Genomic DNA, 15,086 nt, shown 5'->3' with positions numbered 1-15,086 from the left:
TATCTTTTTACAAGAATCATCATGAAATCTATATAAACTTTCACAAAATATTCTTACAATGGTACTGCATGACAAAATTTGTTGAAAGGTGGAGAACAGGTGAGAATACAGAAAAGACGATGCAGCGTCAATATGACACTCCGTATTCTGCTGCCCCTAGTTATGATACTTAGTCTAATCCTCCCAACATCACCCATTAAAGCAGAAGAAAACAAATCCTCCAGTGTGAATCTCAGCATTTTAGCCACAACTGACGTTCACGCTAACATGATGGACTACGATTACTACAGCGACAAACCGACAACGGAATTCGGACTGGCCCGAACGGCTCAGCTTATTGAGAAGCACAGGCGCGAAAACCCGAATACGCTGCTTGTCGATAACGGAGACCTGATTCAGGGCAATCCCCTCGGAGAATATGCCGTAAAATATGAGAAAAATGATATCATTTCAGGCGCAAAGACCCATCCGATCATTGAAGTGATGAACAGTCTGCATTATGACGCAGGAACACTCGGCAATCATGAATTTAATTACGGGCTTGAATTCCTGGACGGGACAATCAAAGGCGCTGATTATCCGATCGTTAATGCCAATGTGAAAACAGTAAGCGGCGAAAACCGTTATACGCCTTATGTCATAAAAGACAAAACCGTCACGGATGAAAACGGCGGCAAGCATCAGCTAAAAGTCGGCTACATCGGCTTTGTTCCTCCTCAGATCATGACGTGGGATAAGAAAAATCTCGAAGGCCGCGTTCAGGTCGAGGACATTGTGGAATCCGCAAAGAAAACCGTTCCGAAAATGAAAGCTGAAGGAGCCGATATCGTCATCGCCCTCGCCCACAGCGGCATCGAAAAAAAAGCGCAGTCTTCCGGAGCGGAAAACGCCGTTTTTGACCTGGCAACGAAAGTCAGCGGAATTGACGCGATCGTATCGGGCCATCAGCACGGGCTTTTCCCTGATGCCGAATACAAAGGCGCTGCTCAATTCGACGTCGATAAAGGCACGATTAACGGCATCCCCGTTGTTATGTCAAGCAGCTGGGGCAAATATGCGGGCGTCATCGACCTTAGGCTTGAAAAAACAGACAGCGCGTGGCATGTGGAAGATGCAAAAGGCAGCATCGAGCCGATTGCCGGTAATGTGACTTCGGAAAACGAAACCGTCGTCAATACCGTCAAAAAAGCGCACGAAGGCACTTTAAAATACATCAGAGAACCCGTCGGCCAGACAAAAGCCGATATCAACAGTTTCTTCGCCCAAGTCAAAGATGATCCGTCCATTCAAATCGTAACGGATGCGCAAAAATGGTACGCCGAAAATAAGATGAAGGATACGGAATACAAAGATCTGCCTATCCTCTCGGCGGGCGCCCCGTTTAAAGCCGGCGGGCGGAACGGCTCAAATTACTATACAAACATTTCCGCGGGCGACCTCGCCATCAAAAACATCGGCGATTTGTACCTGTATGACAACACGGTTCAGATCGTCAAGCTGAACGGAAGCGAAGTGAAAGACTGGCTCGAAATGTCCGCGGGGCAATTTAATCAGATCGATCAGGCAAAAGGCGGCAGCCAAGCGCTTTTAAATGACGCCTACCGCTCATACAATTTTGATGTCATTGACGGTGTCACCTATCAGGTCGATGTCACAAAACCGGCGAAATACAACGAAAACGGAACAGTCATTCATCCCGATGCAAGCCGGATCGTCAACCTTTCTTATCAAGGAAAGCCCGTCAGCGCCAAGCAGGAATTTCTGATCGTCACAAATAATTACCGCGCTTCAGGCGGCGGAGGATTCCCTCACTTAAGCAATGATAAAATCGTATACTCTTCTGCCGATGAGAACAGGCAGGTCTTAATGGATTACATCATCCAGCAGAAAACGATTAATCCGCAGGCTGATCATAACTGGTCCATCCTTCCGGTCAAAGGGACAAACCTGACATTTGAATCTTCCTTGGCCGCAAAGCCGTTTGCCGACCGCGCAGATGACGTCGCCTATATCGGTGAATCACAAAACGCGGGCTACGGACAGTACAAGCTCCAATTCAAAGATGATGAACCGGGCACAGATCCGCCGAAAGATGACGCATGGAAACTCACCGTTATGCATACAAATGACACGCACGCCCACCTTGATAATGCGGCGAGGCGGATGACGAAAATCAAAGAAATCAGAAGCGAAACCGACCGCAGTATTTTGCTGGATGCGGGAGACGTTTTCTCAGGCGATCTCTATTTCACAAAGTGGCAGGGGCTGGCTGATTTAAAATTGATGAACAGCATGGGCTACGACGCAATGACCTTCGGAAATCATGAGTTTGATAAAGGGCCGGGCGCTCTCGCCAGCTTTCTGAGCGGTAACGGGAGCGCGTCTGACCCGTCCGGAAAATACAATTTTCAAGCGCCTGACTTTCCGCTCGTCAGCTCAAATGTCGATGTGTCCAAAGAGTCAAAACTCAGACCATTCATGAAAAAAGCAGACACATTTACGGCAGGGAAAAAGAAAAAAGCAGGCATCTATCCATATATTCTGCTTGATGTAAACGGAGAAAAAGTCGCCGTGTTCGGCTTGACGACAGAAGATACGTCCGTCACATCAAGCCCGGGAAAAAGCATTGTCTTTCATGATGCCTTCCAATCCGCACAAGATACAGTAAAAGAAATACAGAACAAGGAACATGTCAATAAAATTATCGCCCTGACCCATATCGGGCATCAGCGTGATCTCGATCTTGCCAAAAAGGTAAAAGGCATCGACTTAATCGTCGGCGGACATACGCATACGCTTGTAGATAAAATGGAAATTGTCAAAAATGAAGAGCCGACCATCGTTGCCCAAGCAAAAGAATACGGCGAATATTTAGGCCGTGTCGATGTCGCATTTGACAAAAACGGCGTCGTCCTGCCGGAACAATCCTCTCTTCAAGCGCTGCCGGTGAATGAGCAGACGAAAGAAGACCCGGATCTAAAAAAAGAGCTTGATCCGTTTAAAAAAGAGCTCGTCTCAGTCAAAAATGAAAAAGTCGGTTCAACGAAGGTCGCACTTGACGGCCAGCGCGAGCATGTCCGCTCCAAAGAAACCAATCTCGGAAACTTCATCGCGGACGGCATGCTGCAAAAAGCGAAGGAAGCGGCCGGCGCCCAAATCGCGATCACAAACGGGGGCGGCATCCGGGCAGGCATTGATAAAGGAGACATCACACTCGGCGACGTGCTGAATGTGATGCCGTTCGGCAACACGCTTTACGTCGCGGATTTAACCGGAAAACAGATCAAACAAGCCCTGGAACAAGGATTAAGCGGAATTGAGGCTCAAGGCGGCGCCTTCCCTCAAGTTGCCGGTTTAACATACACGTTTACACTGAATAAAAAGCCGGGACACCGCGTTCTTCAAGCTGCGGCCGTACAGGATGACGGCAGTGTAAAGCCGATTTCTGATAAGAAGACATACAGAGTCGCCACCAGTAACTTTGTCGGTGAAGGCGGAGACGGATATTCCGTCTTTAACGAAGCGTCCCATAAAGAAGACCTTGGCTTTGCCGACTATGAGGTCTTCGTTGAGCAGCTTGAAAAAGCGGGAAAAGCGGTGGAACCGAAAGTTGACGGCCGCGCGCAGGAAGTGTACCTGCCGACAAAACAAAAAAAAGGTTCGTGGACGCTTGAAGATGACAGCGCATTTGCCGTCTATGCCAAAAACGCCAACACGCCGATCGTGTATTACGATAAGAATGACGGCGCCAAAAAGCCGATTGATCTCAGCGTGACCAAAAAACAAATCAGCCTGTTAAAGGACAGAACATCGGATTCTTCCCTTACGATCCTGCATGACAAGTTCAGCATGAAAATGCCGATGGCAAACGCCGCTTCAGCTGATACACGATTCGGCGTGGCGCCGAAAGGAAAAGTTAGCGGGGCGCTTTCAAATGTATACGACTTTACAATGAAGCAGAAAAACAAAGACATCAAAACATTCAAAGCGCCGGTAAAGCTCACCCTGCGCATTGAGAATATGAAAAAGGCGAAACAGCCCGGCATTTATCATGTAGACCGGAAAAAGAACGTCTATACAAAAACAGACAACGGTTCGGTTTCACACGATCTCGTCACGGGCTATACAAATCATTTCAGTGAATACACCATATTAAACGCAAACACGAAGAGCGCGCCGCCGACAAGCGGAGATCACGGCTCCGGAAAGCAGCCAAGCGGACAAAAACCGTCATCCGGCCCTGCGCAGGACGGAGTATCGCCGGGCGGCCTGCTTCCTGATACGGCCACAACGATGTATTCCATCCTTCTTGCCGGGTTACTCATCAGCGCGCTCGGAACGGCACTGTATCTGTACCAAAGAAGAAAAGCAAAAAAAGTGAACGAAGCATAAAAAGACCGCTTTTATCGGGCGGTTTATCCCAAGAGCTCTCCTGATCTGATATCAGGAGAGCTTTTTCTGCCGGTCCCCCTCTGAGTCGACAGCCGTACGGCCGAGTGATAAAATATGAACGTTATTCGCGAAAGACTGCATCCGCATCGTTTAACACTTCACGGCGGGGCCTCTCTTTTACACGGCGCCGCCTGTTTGGAGGACTTTTTTTGAAGATTACAGGAAACAAACGAATCCGCATGTCTTACAAGAAAAAGCTGTTATACGTGATAACAGCGCTTTGTTTTATCAGCTCGCTCATTTTTGTCACTCACAACGCTTCTTTTTATGAGCGGCCGATTGCCAAAGTGACGAAAACAACATTGGAACATCAGTCTGACGTACAGGACATGCATAAAAACAAAGATAAGATTTTCACTCAGACGATCACAGCCAGACTTGAAAACGGAAGTCAGAAAGGACAGCTCATTCATTTGTCCAATCAGTATTCTTTATCCGGAGCAAATGATCAGAAATATTCGATTGGCGATGAAGTATTCGTTTCTATTGATAAAGGGAAACCATCAAACAAAGATATATCGGGAAGCATTATAGATAAAAAACGGGATAAACAGATTTTGCTGATCGCTTGGGTTTTCATCTTCACCTTGCTTATCGTCGGCAAAAAACAAGGCTTCTTTTCGATCGTCAGCCTGATGTTTAACGCCGTTTTACTGTCGTTTGCATTAGATTTGTACAGGAAGCATCCTAATATGGGGTTAATTTTCATCTGCGGTATCTGTATTCTCATCTTTACGGTCATCTCATTGCTGCTTGTCAGCGGTTTTCACGCGAAAACATACGCCGCCATAGCCGCGACGCTCGCAGGCACTTTCGTTTCCCTGCTGATTACGTATCTGGTGATGCTGGCAACCGGAGAGAAAGGTCTCAGATATGAGGAAATGCAGTATTTAACCCGCCCTTATCACACGGTGTTTATGGCCGGGGTATTTATCGGATCACTGGGAGCGGTCATGGATGTAGCCATTACCATGACGTCATCTGTCTTCGGATTATATGAAGAAAACAAGGGTATCTCATTACAAGCTCTCAGACGTTCCGGGATGGAGATCGGAAAAGACATCATGGGGGCGATGACCAACATTCTGTTTTTTGCTTATATAAGCGGCTCTATTCCGATGATGCTTTTGTATTTGAAAAATGATTCCCCGATAGGATTCACTCTTTCTATGAACATTTCCTTGGAAATAGCCAGAGCATTGGCCGGGGGGATCGGAATTGTATTAACCATACCCGCCAGTCTGTATGCTTCTGTCTTTTTTATTAAACGAAAGAAGGCAAGCTCATGAATGTCATCGTAATTCTCGCGGCGATTTTATTTCTATTAATGGTCATCATCGGCGGAAAAAAAGGAGCGAGGTCTTTTATTGCGTTATTCTTAAATTTCGGTGTTCTCTTTCTCACCATTATTTTCATGACAGACCCGCATATCAATCCGATTGTTTTAACATTGCTCTCTTCCGCCGTGATTTGCAGCATTACTCTTTTTTATATTAATGGAGGAAACGTCAAAACCGTAACCGCCTTTATTTCTGCAATGCTGACCATTGCATTGCTGCTGTTTTTTATTATGGCCGTAACAAAACATACTTCGATTCAGGGATTCGGTGAAGAAGAATTGGGGGATATCGGCATATTCACACTGTTTGTCGGGGTGGATTTTGTGAAGGTTACCGCAGCTATGATCATCATGGGCACGATTGGGGCGATTACCGATGTCGCGATTTCCATTACTTCACCCATGCGGGAAATTTACAGTCATAATCCGTCCATGAGCAGAAAAGAACTGTACACATTCGGATTAAGCATCGGGAGAGATATTTTAGGAACGAATACGAATACGTTATTCTTTGCTTTTTTCGGCAGCTATTTGGCTTTAATTATCTGGTTTAAAGACTTATCATACTCAGCTGAAAAAATAGTGAATTCAAAAGTATTCAGTGCGGAAGCCGTCACCATTCTCTGCGCCGGAATCGGGATCGGCATCATCATTCCCGTTACGTCCTGGATCACCGCCTGTTTTTTAGCAAAACCCAAATAAACATTAAAAGCTGCCGGGACACGCCCGGCAGCTTTTTTTATCTTATACCCACTTTACAACGTCTTTTGAGGCAGATCTTGTTTTCGGGCGCGGTTCTCTGACACGGTAGCCGAATGCGGCCATGACAGAGATGTCGAAACTTCCGTTTTCCAGAAGCCCTTCTTCTTCAAGAATCCGGTGGATTTCTTTGTAGTTGAAGCCTTCAACAGGACAGGAATCGATGCCGATCTGCGCAGCGGCTGTCATCATATTGCCGAGGGCGATGTAAGTCTGTTTGGATGCCCAGTCAAACAGCGCGCGATCTGATTCAAGCAGATTGAAATCATTTTTCTGGAATTCTTCCGTTTTGCTGATATAGCCTTCATACATATCTTCCGGCATTTTTTTGACTTCCCGCAAGTGATTTTTGACATAATCGGCGTCAAAACGGATATCCTTTGCCGTCCGGGCAAGCAGAAGTACGAAATGGCTTGCGGTCGGCAGCTGCTTTTGCGCCCCCCATGTGAACTCGCGGAGTTTTTCACGAAGCTCCGGATTTTGAACGACGACAAATTTCCAAGGCTCCAAACCGAGTGAGCTTGGGGATAATCTTCCCGTTTCTAAAATGAATTCAAAATCGCTTTCTGAAATTTTTTTCTCAGGATCAAATTCCTTTGTGGCGTGTCTGAATTGATACGCTTCGATGATCTGCTGTTTTTTATCTGACATTCATGATCTCTCCTTTTCATCTCGTTATGTACTATTGTAGCCATTATTTTTGAAAGTACCAGTACGCACATTTTTGTTGGATAGTATTCATTTTGATACTGACAAAAAAACGGGCTGCCGCGGCAGTCCGTTTTTATTTTTCTCTTCTCGCAAAGTCGACGAAACGGAATTTATCGAGCCTGTGCCGGCTTTCCGTATATTGGAAGAGGCTGGTATCCTCCAAAAAGACGCGGTTTTTCACGACCGCCATATGGCTGAACCCGCCGAGATCCAAATACTTCCGGTCTTCCTCCCCCGCCGGCTCCACGACAATTTCCTTTTGCGCGTAGCTGATGGACAGGCCGAGCTCTCCTTCGAGATACTCATAGATCGAATCTTCGCAAATCGCCTTCGTCAATTGAGGCACATGTTTTTTCACAAAGTAATCCTTGTCCAAAATAATATGTTCTCCGTCAATCCGTCTTGATCTGACGACTTCCCACACCTTTTCATCCGCTTCTGTACCAAGCTCTTTTGCGGCTTCTGAGGGAGGCAGGATCAGCCCGAGACGGTGAACCTCCGTTCTCGTCTCTTTTCCGAGCGTTTCCGAAAGCTCCTTGAAGCTGATCAGGCCTGAGACTGGAAAACGCATTTTTTCTCTGTCTAATATGACGGAGCCTTTGCCTTTGATTTTCTGGATGTAGCCGTTTTGCGCGAGCATATTGAGCGCTTTACGGACGGTTTCTCGTGATGTGCCGTATTGATCGCACAAATCATTTTCAGACGGAAGAACGTCTTCAGCCTTCCGCTGGCCGCTTTCAATCTGCCGCACCATATCTTTATAGATTGTGATATATTTATTCACTTTCATTCATGACCACCCAGATTAGTGTATCACGCTTTTGTCAGATGATAAACGATCGATTCATACGGACGGAGCGTCAATCGTTCCGGCCGCCCTTCCCTCGGTTCATCATTCGTCAGCAGCACCGTAAACCGCCAGCCGTCCGTGTCTTTAAGCGGAACCGTAAAGTCCGCTTCTTTCCCGTAGAAGTTGTTGATGCACAGAAGTTTTTCATCCTTGCCGTGTCTGACGTACGCCAGAACCGCCGGATCATCTTCAGCAAGCAGCTCAAACGTTCCTTCAGTCACGATGTCATATTCCTTTCTGAGCTTGATGAGCTTCTGATAATGGTAGAAAATTGAATCCGGGTCCCGCAAAGCCGCTTCCGCGTTAATGTCCCGATAATCATCCGCCGCCGGAATCCAAGGCGTTCCCGTCGTGAAGCCGCCGTGCGGTCCGCTGTTCCATTGAACGGGGGTTCTTGCATTGTCTCTTGATTTCTCTTTTAAAATGGCGATAATGTCTTTTTCTGACACGCCTTCTTCCTTCATCTTTTTGTAAATGTTCAGTGATTCGACATCGCGGTATGAGCCGATGTCATCGAACTTCGGATTGCCCATGCCGATCTCCTCACCTTGATAAATGTAAGGCGTGCCCTGCATCATATGAATGGCCGCCGCCAGCATTTTGGCTGATTTCGTCCGGTATTCGCCGTCGTCTCCGTATCTGGATACGGCCCGCGGCTGGTCATGGTTGCACCAGAATAATGCGTTCCAGCCTCCGCCGTTTTGCATCTCCGTCTGCCAAAACGCTAAAATCCGTTTCAGCTTCAGAAAATCAAACGGAGCGAGCGCCCATTTTTCACCATTCGGATAATCCACTTTTAAATGATGAAAGTTAAAGGTCATATCGAGTTCTTTATTTTCAGGGTTTGTGTACCGGATGCAGTGGTCAGCCGTTGTCGAGGACATTTCACCGACCGTCATGCTGTCATATTTCGAAAACACTTCCCGGTTCATCTCATGAAGAAATTCGTGCACGCGCGGCCCGTCCGTATAATAAGGGCGCCCGTCACGACCATCCTCGGCATCAGGAAACAATTGGTCTTTAGAAATGAGGTTGATCACATCCAGCCGGAAGCCGTCGATCCCTTTTCGGAACCAAAAATGCATCATGTCGTAAACCTGTTTTCTCATCTCTTCATTTTCCCAGTTCAAATCGGCCTGCGACACATCGAATAAATGCAGATAGTGCTGGCCTGAGGCCGGGTCGAGCTCCCAAGCGGAACCGCCGAATTTTGATTCCCAGTTGTTCGGCGCCCGGCCGTCTTCCTTTCCGTCTTTCCAAATGTAAAAATCCCGATACGGACTGTCGGGTGACGAAACCGCTTCTTTGAACCACTGATGCTCGACTGATGTATGGTTTACGACGAGATCCATGACGACCTTTATTCCTCTTTTATGCGCTTCATCGAGAAGGCGTTCAAAATCCTCCATCGTTCCGTATTCTTCATAAATGGTGCAGTAATCGCGAATGTCATAACCGTTGTCATTCTGCGGCGAATCGTAAATCGGCGTAAGCCAAATGACATCAATCAAAAGCTTCTGCAAATAATCAAGCTTCTCGATAATACCGTTCAGATCACCGATCCCGTTTCCCGTCGTATCATTAAAGCTCTTCGGATAAATTTGATATACCGCTGCCTTTTTCCACCATGGTGTGCTGTCTGTTTTCATTTTTCTTCACCGCCTGTATTGTTTTGAATGGAAAGGGAAAAGGGACAGCCTGTTAGAAGGCGCCCCGCAGGTTTTCTATTTTTGCCGTTTCAGCCGCGCATACCCGTATGTTCCCGCAAACGGGAGAATCAGCACAATCAGCATTCCGATCGCAAACGGACCCCAGTACCGGTTCATAATGGAGAAGATCCCCGGCACGCCGCCGACTCCGACCGAGCTTGCGAGAACGCCTTTGACGGAGATGAACATCCCCGCGATCCCCGAACTGATCATAGCGATCACAAACGGAAATTTGTAACGCAGATTCACGCCGAAAATCGCCGGCTCTGTAATGCCCAAATATGCGGAAATGCCGGCCGTCAGTGAAAGCCCCCGCTGTTTTTTATCTTTTGTAATCAGCATCATGGCCAGAGCCGCCGATCCTTGAGCGATATTTGACAATGCGAGCATCGGCCATAAAAATGTGCCGCCGAGCTTTGATCCGATTAATTGAAGATCGACCGCGAGAAACGTATGATGCATCCCCGTGATCACAAGCGCCGAATACAGCCCTCCGTACAGCAGGCCTCCGATGGCGGAGAATTGGCCGAAAACGGCAATCAATCCCGCCGTCAGCGCGTTACCGATCGCAAAGGTGATCGGACCGATGATAACAAAGGATAGAAAACCGATGACCAAAAGCGTCACCGGCGCGACGACCAACAGCTGAATGCCCTCCGGCGTCCGTTTCGTCAAAAAGAGCTCAAGCCTGGCAAGTAAATAAGACGCCAGCAGAATCGGAAGCACCTGACCTTGATACCCGACTTTCTGCACCTCAAGGCCGAACAGGTTCCACACCGGAATATCGCCGCTCTGCTCGGCGGCCCCGTAGCCCCATGCGTTTAACAGATCAGGATGCACCAGCATCAGCCCGAGCACGATGCCCAAAAGCGGGCTTCCTCCGAACCGCTTCACTGCCGACCAGCCGATTAAAGCCGGCAGAAAAGCGAAGGCCGTCCCTGCGATCAGATTAATCATATTGGCGAGATCCGCCCATTGCGGGTACACTTGGACAATCGATTTCGTGCTGTAGAAAATACCTTCCGCCGTTAAGATATTGTTCAGACCCATTAAAAGTCCGGCCGTAACGATCGCCGGCAAGATCGGAATAAAGATGTCCGCAAGCGTTTTCACAGCACGCTGCAAAGGATTCATGTTTTGCGCTGCCGCCTTCTTCACGTCATCCTTGGACGCTTCACCGATCCCCGTTTCCTTCACTAATTCCGCATATACTTTGTTGACCGTCCCCTGCCCGATCACGACTTGAAACTGCCCGTTTACCGCAAAAGATCCTTTGACAATGTCTATTGCATCAAGCATTTTTTGGTTTACCTTGGTTTCATCTATTAATGCAAACCGCAAACGCGTCACACAATGAGTCGCCGCCTCAATATTTTCGATTCCGCCGACAGCTTCAGCGATCTGCCGCGCAGCCCGGTTAAACTCACCCATGCCAACCCCTCCGTAACCGTTTTCATTTTGTCTCGCAAACTTGTATATACATGTTTATGACTCTATTGTAATGATGTATATACATGTCGTCAATCTATTTTTATAGCGCTTTCATCACAAATATACTGCGAAAGACCCTGAAACAAAAAAAGCCCCGCCGGAACCGGGCCTTGACTTCTTGTTTGGTCGTGAACATGTCCGGGCGGAATTCACAACAGGAGCACAAAAAGCATACAGTACTGTACAACTAAGTTAAAGAGGTGTGAAGAGATGCCATCCACTGTTATCAACCTGTACTATTTGAAGATTAACAGTATTTCTGGCAACGGATCTATTACGATTGGGGAAGCGGCATACAACAGTCCCACCACAAATAACAAATCACAAGGACTGAACTCTTCATTCGGCGATACGTCACCTATAGAATCGATGATGGAGAACTTGTTAAATGATCCTGATGTCAACGACCAGACAGCCATCGGAACCGCAGATACCGCAAATATTACGCCGGTGCCGCCCATTATAGATTAAAGGGGTTTTTATGAATGCCTTACCAAATTAACGTCGTCAATATAAAAGTAAACGGAGCAACGCAAAACGGAAACGTCGATATCGGTCAGACCGTACAAAACAGCCACACCGCCAACAGCAAGTTTGTCGGCGCAAACTTTTCTTTAGGGGATTTTTCGCCGGCCGCCGGATGTTTGAATTCGGGCCATCTTGACCCTGACGTGAGCGACCAGGATCAGATCGCCAACCCGTCAATGCCGATCGCAAATCAAATATAGGGAGGTTCTGCCGAAGTGGATATCGAAAAAATGAGAAAGTGGCTTGAGATTACGAACGAGCACAAGCCCAGCGACTTTTGGACCAATGTCCTGAAACGGAAATCTCCCGAAGATTTTTTCTCCTTACAAAAAAACACCCTGACTTATGATATTTATCAGGATGAACAGCACACATTTGTCATTGTGGAAATGCCCGGCGTTTACGAAGAAGAATTGACATTGAGGCTGCTGTCAAGAACACGGCTGCATATAAGAGGAAACATCACACCCCTTTTTCCGAAGAACATGGGCGTCTGCCAAAACCGGTATTACGGGGAAATCGATGAGACGATTGAGCTTCCTGAACCGGCTGAGCCCCACCTGTTACAGGCGCAGTGCGTAAACGGCCTGCTCCACATTTCCTACCCGCGCCTTATGGAGCACATTCCTTTTCAGAAAAAAATCTAAAGAGCCGGCTTACGGGCGGCCCAGCCGTCTGTATACTTTCTCCTTATAATGAGAAGATGCGGGTTTTGAGAACATGGCTTTCTCCTCCGTCAGTTTGTCGAGTCTGACTTGTTTTTCCGTCCGTTTGTTCCGCAGGTGATCCCGCTCCTGTTCATTGCGGCACTTGGCGATCAAATAATCGAGCGTCATCAGCTCTTTCTTCAGCGCGCCCTCATCCTCGGCGATCCCGGCGTTTTTTAATATGCGGTAGCCCATTCTGAGCGACTCCGGAAGATGTGCGGCATCGTCTTTCGGCAGGGGCTTTCCCATTCCATTGATGCCGGCGAACTCTCCATCCTTAATGGCGCGCTTGATTTTATCTTCAGCCACGATATGGGCAATATCCATCACTGTTCACCTCTTTCTTCAATAGAATCGGGTGTGATCATACGGAAATTCACATCCCAGTTTGTGCCATTTGTGTTTTTTAAAGCTGTCATTCAACAGATGAACCGCTGTTGCGACAGCGTTTTTCGCCCTTTTTCCGATGAGCCTTTTCCACCTTTTCTATTTGCTGGTTTCATGGTATATTGATTACGTTCGTTTTTTCTATCGTTCCGTGTAAACCGTGATCGGAAAAAAGGAGTGTAACAATGAAAACATTTATAAAAGAAAGAGGACTTGCCTTCTTCTTGATAGCGGTCGTGTTATTGTGGGTGAAAACATATGTCGCTTATATTTTAAACTTTAACCTCGGCATAGACAACACGATCCAGAAAATATTGCTTTTTGTGAATCCGCTGAGCTCCAGCTTGTTCTTTCTTGGATTTGGGCTTCTTTTCAAGAAAAAATTACAGCAGACAGCCATTATTGTGATTCATTTTTTATTGTCTTTTTTGCTTTTTGCAAACATCGTCTATTATAGATTCTTTAATGATTTCATTACCATCCCGGTCATGATGCAGGCAAAGACAAACGGCGGCCAGCTCGGAGACAGCGCGTTCTCGTTAATGAGATGGACAGACGCCTTCTACTTCCTGGATACCGTCATTTTGATTATTTTGGCCCTTAAGATGAAAAAACCGGCTGAAAAACCGGCGAAGAAATCATTCAGAATCGTTTTGGCTTCCGCCGTGCTTGTGTTCCTGATCAACCTCGCCGTCGCGGAATCCGACCGTCCCGAGCTTTTGACACGCTCATTTGACCGAAATTATCTGGTGAAATACTTGGGCACGTACAACTTTACGATTTACGATGCCGTGCAGAATGTGAAATCAAACAGCCAGCGCGCGCTTGCCGATTCAAGCGATGTAACGGATGTGGAAAACTATATGAAGGCCAACTATGACGTGCCGAATAACGTCTACTTCGGAAAAGCCGAAGGAAAAAACGTCATCTACGTCTCATTAGAGTCTCTGCAATCCTTTATCATTGATTACAAAATTAACGGCAAGGAAGTGACGCCGTTTTTAAACAAACTGGCGCACGATAATCAAACATTCTACTTTGATAACTTTTTCCACCAAACGGGACAAGGTAAAACATCTGATGCGGAATTTATGATGGAGAACTCTCTGTACCCGCTTTCGCAAGGTTCGGTTTTCGTCAATAAAGCGCAAAACACGCTGCAGTCCGTTCCTGCGATCTTAAAAGGCAAAAAGTACACGTCTGCCGCTTTCCACGGAAATACGCAGACTTTCTGGAACCGTAACGAAATGTACAAATCGGAAGGCATCGATAAGTTTTTCGATTCCGCTTATTACGACATGAGCGAAGAAAACACGAAAAACTACGGCATGAAAGACAAACCGTATTTCAAAGAATCCATGCCGCTCTTAAAGAGCCTGCCGCAGCCGTTCTATACGAAGTTCATTACGCTGTCCAACCACTTCCCGTTCGGAATGGATAAAGAAGACACGGACTTCCCGGCGGGAGACTTTGGCGATTCAGTCGTCAATAATTACTTCCAGTCCGCGAACTATCTGGATGAATCAATTGAACAGTTCTTTAATGACCTGAAAAAAGACGGCCTGTACGATAAGTCGATTATCGTGATGTACGGAGACCACTACGGCATCTCCGAAAACCATAATAAAGCGATGGCGAAAGTGCTCGGCAAAGATGAGATCACTGAATACGACAATGCCCAGCTTCAGCGGGTGCCGCTCTTTATCCACGCTCCCGGCGTGAAAGGCGGCCGCAATCATAAATTTGCCGGTGAAGTCGATGTCGCGCCGACCGTTCTTCATCTGCTCGGCGTCGATACGAAAGATTATCTCATGTCAGGTTCTGATATCTTATCGAAAGAGCACAGAGAAGTCATTCCGTTCCGTAACGGAGACTTCATCTCGCCGAACTATACGAAAGTGTCCGGCAAGTATTACGATACGAAAACCGGAAGACTTTTAGATGATTCAGAAGTCGACAAAAAAGAAGACTCTCTCGTCAAGACTGAGCTTGAAATGTCTGATAAGATCATCAACGGCGATCTGCTTCGTTTCTATCAGCCGAAAGGCTTCAAGAAAGTGGATCCGTCACAATTCGATTATACGAAGCGTGAAGATTTCTCAGCAGACGATCAAAAAGAATAAACAAAAGCCAGATCATATCAATGATCTGGC

12 protein-coding genes are annotated in these 15,086 nt (G+C 47.0%); 7 read left to right on the top strand and 5 right to left on the bottom strand.

The features are described 5' to 3' along the window. The first annotated feature begins 99 nt into the window (after nt 1-99). From VP472_RS03900 to VP472_RS03890, 3 genes are all read left to right on the top strand, one after another. The gene (locus VP472_RS03900) at nt 100-4,392 is read left to right on the top strand and encodes a multifunctional 2',3'-cyclic-nucleotide 2'-phosphodiesterase/3'-nucleotidase/5'-nucleotidase (RefSeq protein ID WP_146276340.1); all 4,293 of its coding nucleotides are present in this window, start codon (nt 100-102) and stop codon (nt 4,390-4,392) included. A gap of 209 nt (nt 4,393-4,601) precedes the next feature. Then, entirely contained in the window at nt 4,602-5,741 is a 1,140-nt protein-coding gene (locus VP472_RS03895) for a YibE/F family protein (protein ID WP_146276338.1), read from the top strand. Beyond that, entirely contained in the window at nt 5,738-6,493 is a 756-nt protein-coding gene (locus tag VP472_RS03890; RefSeq protein WP_146276336.1) for a YibE/F family protein, read from the top strand. The genes VP472_RS03895 and VP472_RS03890 overlap by 4 nt, the downstream gene beginning before the upstream one ends. Nucleotides 6,494-6,535: 42 nt before the next feature. On the opposite strand, the gene VP472_RS03885 is transcribed toward VP472_RS03890, so the two are convergent. The 4 genes from VP472_RS03885 to treP form a co-directional block, all read right to left on the bottom strand. Next, a complete protein-coding gene (locus tag VP472_RS03885) occupies nt 6,536-7,201 on the bottom strand; it encodes an NAD(P)H-dependent oxidoreductase (protein WP_031378881.1) in 666 nt (221 codons plus the stop codon). 133 nt (nt 7,202-7,334) lie between these two features. Then, nucleotides 7,335-8,051, bottom strand: coding sequence for a trehalose operon repressor (gene treR, locus VP472_RS03880; protein ID WP_146276334.1), 717 nt, complete (start codon nt 8,049-8,051; stop codon nt 7,335-7,337). A 23-nt stretch (nt 8,052-8,074) separates the two neighbouring features. Next, the gene (gene treC / locus VP472_RS03875; protein WP_146276332.1) at nt 8,075-9,760 is read right to left on the bottom strand and encodes an alpha,alpha-phosphotrehalase; all 1,686 of its coding nucleotides are present in this window, start codon (nt 9,758-9,760) and stop codon (nt 8,075-8,077) included. Between the two features lie 75 nt (nt 9,761-9,835). After that, nucleotides 9,836-11,251: a PTS system trehalose-specific EIIBC component gene (gene treP, locus VP472_RS03870; protein WP_146276330.1), complete on the bottom strand. Its 1,416-nt coding sequence runs from the start codon at nt 11,249-11,251 to the stop codon at nt 9,836-9,838. Nucleotides 11,252-11,521: 270 nt separating this feature from the next. On the opposite strand from treP, the gene VP472_RS03865 reads away from it, so the two are divergent. From VP472_RS03865 to VP472_RS03855, 3 genes are read left to right on the top strand one after another with little or no spacing between them, the layout of a single operon-like run. Further along, a complete protein-coding gene (locus tag VP472_RS03865) occupies nt 11,522-11,782 on the top strand; it encodes a spore germination protein (RefSeq protein WP_007408496.1) in 261 nt (86 codons plus the stop codon). Between the two features lie 14 nt (nt 11,783-11,796). Further along, nucleotides 11,797-12,039, top strand: coding sequence for a spore germination protein (locus tag VP472_RS03860; protein WP_003155595.1), 243 nt, complete (start codon nt 11,797-11,799; stop codon nt 12,037-12,039). A gap of 15 nt (nt 12,040-12,054) precedes the next feature. Next, nucleotides 12,055-12,486, top strand: a complete 432-nt coding sequence (locus tag VP472_RS03855; RefSeq protein ID WP_003155596.1) for an Hsp20/alpha crystallin family protein — start codon at nt 12,055-12,057, stop codon at nt 12,484-12,486. Between the two features lie 9 nt (nt 12,487-12,495). On the opposite strand, the gene VP472_RS03850 is transcribed toward VP472_RS03855, so the two are convergent. Then, complete coding sequence (locus VP472_RS03850; RefSeq protein ID WP_003155597.1) at nt 12,496-12,873, bottom strand: DnaJ family domain-containing protein; 378 nt, start codon at nt 12,871-12,873, stop codon at nt 12,496-12,498. 245 nt (nt 12,874-13,118) lie between these two features. Between VP472_RS03850 and VP472_RS03845 the strand changes: the two genes are divergently transcribed. Then, the gene (locus VP472_RS03845; protein WP_146276328.1) at nt 13,119-15,056 is read left to right on the top strand and encodes a lipoteichoic acid synthase; all 1,938 of its coding nucleotides are present in this window, start codon (nt 13,119-13,121) and stop codon (nt 15,054-15,056) included. Nucleotides 15,057-15,086: the final 30 nt, after the last annotated feature.

Source organism: Bacillus sp. MT(2024) (genome assembly GCF_036362845.1).
Classification (GTDB): domain Bacteria; phylum Bacillota; class Bacilli; order Bacillales; family Bacillaceae; genus Bacillus; species Bacillus velezensis.
The sequence above is the reverse complement of the archived record's forward strand: the minus strand, read 5'-3'. Positions and strand labels throughout refer to the sequence as shown.

Bases quoted from the DNA above. Each gene is read 5' to 3' on its own strand.
- VP472_RS03860 (WP_003155595.1), top strand. From the start codon at position 11,797: ATGCCTTACCAAATTAACGTCGTCAATATAAAAGTAAACGGAGCAACG.
- treP (WP_146276330.1), bottom strand. From the start codon at position 11,251: ATGGGTGAGTTTAACCGGGCTGCGCGGCAGATCGCTGAAGCTGTCGGC.
- VP472_RS03865 (WP_007408496.1), top strand. From the start codon at position 11,522: ATGCCATCCACTGTTATCAACCTGTACTATTTGAAGATTAACAGTATT.
- VP472_RS03845 (WP_146276328.1), top strand. From the start codon at position 13,119: ATGAAAACATTTATAAAAGAAAGAGGACTTGCCTTCTTCTTGATAGCG.
- VP472_RS03850 (WP_003155597.1), bottom strand. From the start codon at position 12,873: ATGGATATTGCCCATATCGTGGCTGAAGATAAAATCAAGCGCGCCATT.
- VP472_RS03885 (WP_031378881.1), bottom strand. From the start codon at position 7,201: ATGTCAGATAAAAAACAGCAGATCATCGAAGCGTATCAATTCAGACAC.
- VP472_RS03890 (WP_146276336.1), top strand. From the start codon at position 5,738: ATGAATGTCATCGTAATTCTCGCGGCGATTTTATTTCTATTAATGGTC.
- treC (WP_146276332.1), bottom strand. From the start codon at position 9,760: ATGAAAACAGACAGCACACCATGGTGGAAAAAGGCAGCGGTATATCAA.
- treR (WP_146276334.1), bottom strand. From the start codon at position 8,051: ATGAAAGTGAATAAATATATCACAATCTATAAAGATATGGTGCGGCAG.